Annotated in this window: 4 protein-coding genes and 1 pseudogene; all 5 read left to right on the top strand. The window is 63.2% G+C overall.

Annotated elements, in window-relative coordinates; all coding sequences use genetic code 11:
* Positions 1–592: pseudogene (locus WBB85_RS01940) on the top strand (glycolate oxidase subunit GlcE); the annotation flags it as partial.
* Positions 592–1,878 carry a glycolate oxidase subunit GlcF gene (gene glcF / locus WBB85_RS01935; RefSeq protein WP_432636936.1) on the top strand — a complete coding sequence of 429 codons (1,287 nt, stop codon included), beginning with the start codon at positions 592–594 and terminating at the stop codon, positions 1,876–1,878. The pseudogene WBB85_RS01940 and the gene glcF, both read left to right, overlap by 1 nt.
* A gap of 112 nt (positions 1,879–1,990) precedes the next feature.
* Positions 1,991–2,791 carry a trypsin-like serine peptidase gene (locus WBB85_RS01930; RefSeq protein WP_432636935.1) on the top strand — a complete coding sequence of 267 codons (801 nt, stop codon included), beginning with the start codon at positions 1,991–1,993 and terminating at the stop codon, positions 2,789–2,791.
* A gap of 177 nt (positions 2,792–2,968) precedes the next feature.
* Positions 2,969–3,433 (top strand): Hsp20 family protein, encoded by a 465-nt coding sequence (locus tag WBB85_RS01925; RefSeq protein WP_432636934.1) that lies wholly within the window; start codon positions 2,969–2,971, stop codon positions 3,431–3,433.
* 244 nt (positions 3,434–3,677) lie between these two features.
* Positions 3,678–3,971 (top strand): YciI family protein, encoded by a 294-nt coding sequence (locus tag WBB85_RS01920; RefSeq protein WP_432636933.1) that lies wholly within the window; start codon positions 3,678–3,680, stop codon positions 3,969–3,971.
* Positions 3,972–4,033 lie beyond the last annotated feature (62 nt).

Genomic DNA, 4,033 nt, shown 5'->3' with positions numbered 1-4,033 from the left:
ACCCACGGCGGTAGCGACCCTGGTCGTGGGCGCCGAGGGGGCGACTGCGGCGGTTGCGGCGATGTCGGCCGCACTTGGTTCACCGCATGATGTGACCGGGGCGGCCTTTCTGCCGGGCGAGGGGGTTCTGGTTCGGATCGAGGGTTTCGAGGCGTCAGTCGCGTATCGGGCGGACCGGCTGGAGGGGCTTCTGGCCCCGCATGGCCCGGTCCGGATCGAAACCGATCCAGCACGGGCCGCGGCGTTTTGGCGGCGCATGGCCGATGTCGCGCCTTTCGCGGATCGGGGCGGGGATGTCTGGCGGATCTCTGTCCGACCCTCTGAAGCGCCCGCCATCGTCGCACGGCTGGCCTGCGACTATCTTCTGGACTGGGGCGGAGGGCTGATCTGGGCGCTGCTGCCCGAGGGTGAGGATGTGCGTGCAAGGCTCGGGCCCATCAGGGGCCATGCGACCCTGATCCGCGCATCGCAAGACACCCGCGCCCGGATCGCGCCGTTTCATCCCGAGCCGCCTGCGCTGGCGCGGATATCGGCAGACCTGAAGGCGCGGTTCGATCCGAAAGGATTTCTCAATCCGGGGCTGATGGGCTGATGCAGACGACGTTCACTGAAAAGCAGCTTCAGAATCCGGGCATTCAAAGGGCGAATGAGATCCTGCGATCTTGCGTCCATTGCGGGTTCTGTACCGCGACCTGTCCGACCTATCAGGTACTGGGGGATGAGCTGGACAGCCCGCGCGGCCGTATCTATCTGATCAAGGACATGCTGGAAAACGACCGTCCGGCGGATGAGAAGACCGTGCGCCATATCGACCGCTGCCTCTCGTGTCTTGCCTGCATGACAACCTGTCCTTCGGGTGTGCATTACATGCATCTGGTCGACCATGCCCGCGCCCATATCGAGAAGACCTATCGGCGGCCCTTGATGGATCGGGCCCTGCGTTGGGTTCTGGCGCGGGTTATCCCTAATCCGCGCCTCTTCCGGCTATCGCTTTTGGCGGCGAAGATGGCGCGGCCTTTCGCGGGACTTCTGCCCGATGCGCGGCTGCGGGCGATGGTAGCGATGGCGCCGAAACGGCTGCCGCCGGTCAGCCGCAATGATGACCCGCAGATCTTTTCCGCGACTGGGGAACGGCGGATGCGGGTGGCGCTGATGACCGGCTGCGCGCAGAAGGCGCTGAACACCGATATCAACGATGCGACGATCCGCCTCTTGCGGCGTTTGGGTTGCGACGTGGTTGTGGCGAAGGGGGCGGGCTGTTGCGGGGCGCTGACCCATCACATGGGGCGCGAGGACGAAGCCCATGCCGCGGCGGCGGCGAACATCGCCGCGTGGATTGCCGAGAGGGACGGTGAGGGGCTCGATGCGATCGTGATCAACACATCGGGCTGCGGTACGACCGTGAAGGATTACGGCCATATGTTCCGCAATTCGCCCCTGGCGGCGGATGCGGCCGGGATCGCGGACCTGGCCTGCGACGTGACCGAGCTTCTGACCCGGCTTGGTGTTGAGGGCAGGGCGCCCGAATCCCTGAAAGTCGCCTATCATGCAGCCTGTTCCCTGCAACACGGCCAGAAGGTGACTTCCGCCCCGAAAGCGCTTCTGAAAGGCGTAGGATTTGAGGTGGTGGAACCCGCAGACCCGCATCTTTGCTGCGGTTCGGCCGGAACCTACAACCTGCTGCAGCCCGAAATTTCGGCCGAATTGAAGGCGCGCAAGGTGCAGACGCTTGAGGCGCGCAAGCCCGACCTGATCGCGGCGGGCAATATCGGCTGCATGATGCAGATCGGATCGGGCACGGATCTGCCGGTTGTTCACACGGTAGAACTGCTCGACTGGGCAAGCGGCGGTCCCCGTCCGGCGGCATTGGGGCGTTAAACCCGTCATTCAATGCAACAGTTCGTGCGGCGCTGCGCCGGACGGCTTGCGCGGGGGCCATAATCTTGCCCTATCCTGTGCCTAGAGATCGGGTGTGTGAAGGGATGGCGGAATGCAGAGATTCTGGGCTGCGCTGATCGCGGTATGTATGCCGCTTGCCGCAACTGCCGGTGAGACCGGCCTCAAGGCGCTTGAGACTGCGGATGAAACCCGGGGCTGGGAAGCCGTCGGCCGCATCGATATTGCGGATTCGTCGTTTTGCACCGGCACGCTGATTGCCCCGACCCTTGTCCTGACCGCCGCCCATTGCCTTTACAATCAACGCTCGGGCAAGGCGGTTGATATCGCCGATATCACGTTCCTTGCAGGGTGGCGCAATGGCCGTGCGGCGGCCTATCGCGGTGTCAAACGCGCCATGGCCCATCCCGATTATGTCTATGAAGGGCGCGAGCGCATGGACCGGGTCGCCTTTGATCTGGCGCTGCTGGAGCTGGATCACCCGATCCGGCTGCCCGCGATCAGCCCCTTCGCGATCGGGACCGATCCGCAGCGCGGTGAAGAGGTCAGCATCGTTTCCTACGCGCAAGACCGCTCCGAAGCGCCGTCGATCGAGGAGACATGCGGCGTGCTGGGCCACCAGCCGGGTATATTGGTTCTGTCCTGCTCGGTCGATTTCGGGGCCTCGGGCGCGCCGATCTTTCAGATTTCGGGCGGGGTGCCCCGGATCGTGTCCGTCGTCTCGGCAAAGGCTGAAATGGATGGCAAAGGCGTGGCCCTTGCCGCGGTGATGTCGCAACCCCTGACCGAGTTGAAAACGGCCTTTGCCGCGAACCGGGTGCGGTTCCAGCAGATCAAGCCGGCCGGGTTGGTGACCGCAGGCGGTAGCGGCGGCGCGAAGTTCGTCAAACCCTGACAGCGGCGGCGCCCGTCGGGAACGGCTTGCGCGTTCCTGAGTGGCCCCTTGAAATTCCGACAGGTTCCGCACATCTGATTTTTGCGGGGTGCCGGAGCCGGGCCCCGCGCAACCCAACCGCTTGCCGTTGCGGAGGATCCGGGCGGTGGGCTTTGACATCGCTCAAAGGAGGATGACATGCGCAACTACGATTTTTCCCCGCTTTATCGCGCGACCGTCGGTTTCGACCGGATTGCCGATCTGATGGACCGGGTGCTGACGGCCGATGCGCCGCAGCCGACCTATCCGCCCTACAATATCGAAAAGACCGATGAGAATGCCTATCGCATCACCATCGCCGTCGCGGGTTTTTCCGACGATGAGCTGACGGTCGAGGTGAAGGAAGGCGCCCTGCTGGTGTCGGCCCGCAAGGGGGCCGAGGATGAAGGCAAGACCTATCTGCATCGCGGCATCGCGACACGCGCCTTTGAGCGCCGTTTCGCGCTGGCCGACCATGTGAAGGTCACGGGCGCGAGTCATGCCGATGGTATGCTGCATGTCGATCTTGTCCGTGAAGTGCCCGAGGCGCTGAAGCCGCGCCGGATCGAAATCGCGGGCCCCGCGACGGTCGAGGCGAAGGCCGTGGAACAGGCCAAGGCCTGAAACCCGAGTTGATCATTGTCGAAGGGCGCGCGGCTTGGCGCGCCCTTTTCCTTGCGCGTCTGGCCCGATCGCAGGATCAGGTCTGGCCCTATGGGGCGCTTTGCGAACCCTTATAGCGTTTCGCGTTAAACCTGAATCACATAACGCTGCCTGAAATCAAAAATTTCAACGCGTTAGGTGATGAGTGATGTTTCAAGTTAAACGCGAAACGCTGTAACCTGTAGGAAGCGGCCGGAAGGACAGGATGACAAGATGGGTTGTGATTTTTGACGACACGCCGGGGATGCTGGTTCATCGCCGGGAGTTTGGTGCCGCGCATATCGACTATCTGGAACGACATTCGGATCGGATTCTGGTCGGAGGCGGATTGCGTCCGGTGCCGGATGCGCCCTTTGTCGGAGGCATGTGGATCGTTGAGGCCGGGACATATGACGAGGTGGTCGATCTGGTGCTAAACGATCCCTATTTTATTCCCGATCACAGGCGGTTTCGTATCCTGGCCTGGGGCAAGGCCATCGACCGGGAGGTGGTTCTGTAGCCGGGTGTGATCCAATTGAGCGCCGGGTTCCCCGGCGCAAGACATGTCTCGCACCCCTTGCC

It is taken from the genome of Albidovulum sp., from assembly GCF_049646345.1.
In the GTDB taxonomy this organism is placed as follows: Bacteria; Pseudomonadota; Alphaproteobacteria; order Rhodobacterales; family Rhodobacteraceae; genus Albidovulum.
Note: the sequence above shows the minus strand (reverse complement) of the source record. Positions and strands in the feature narration are given on the sequence as shown.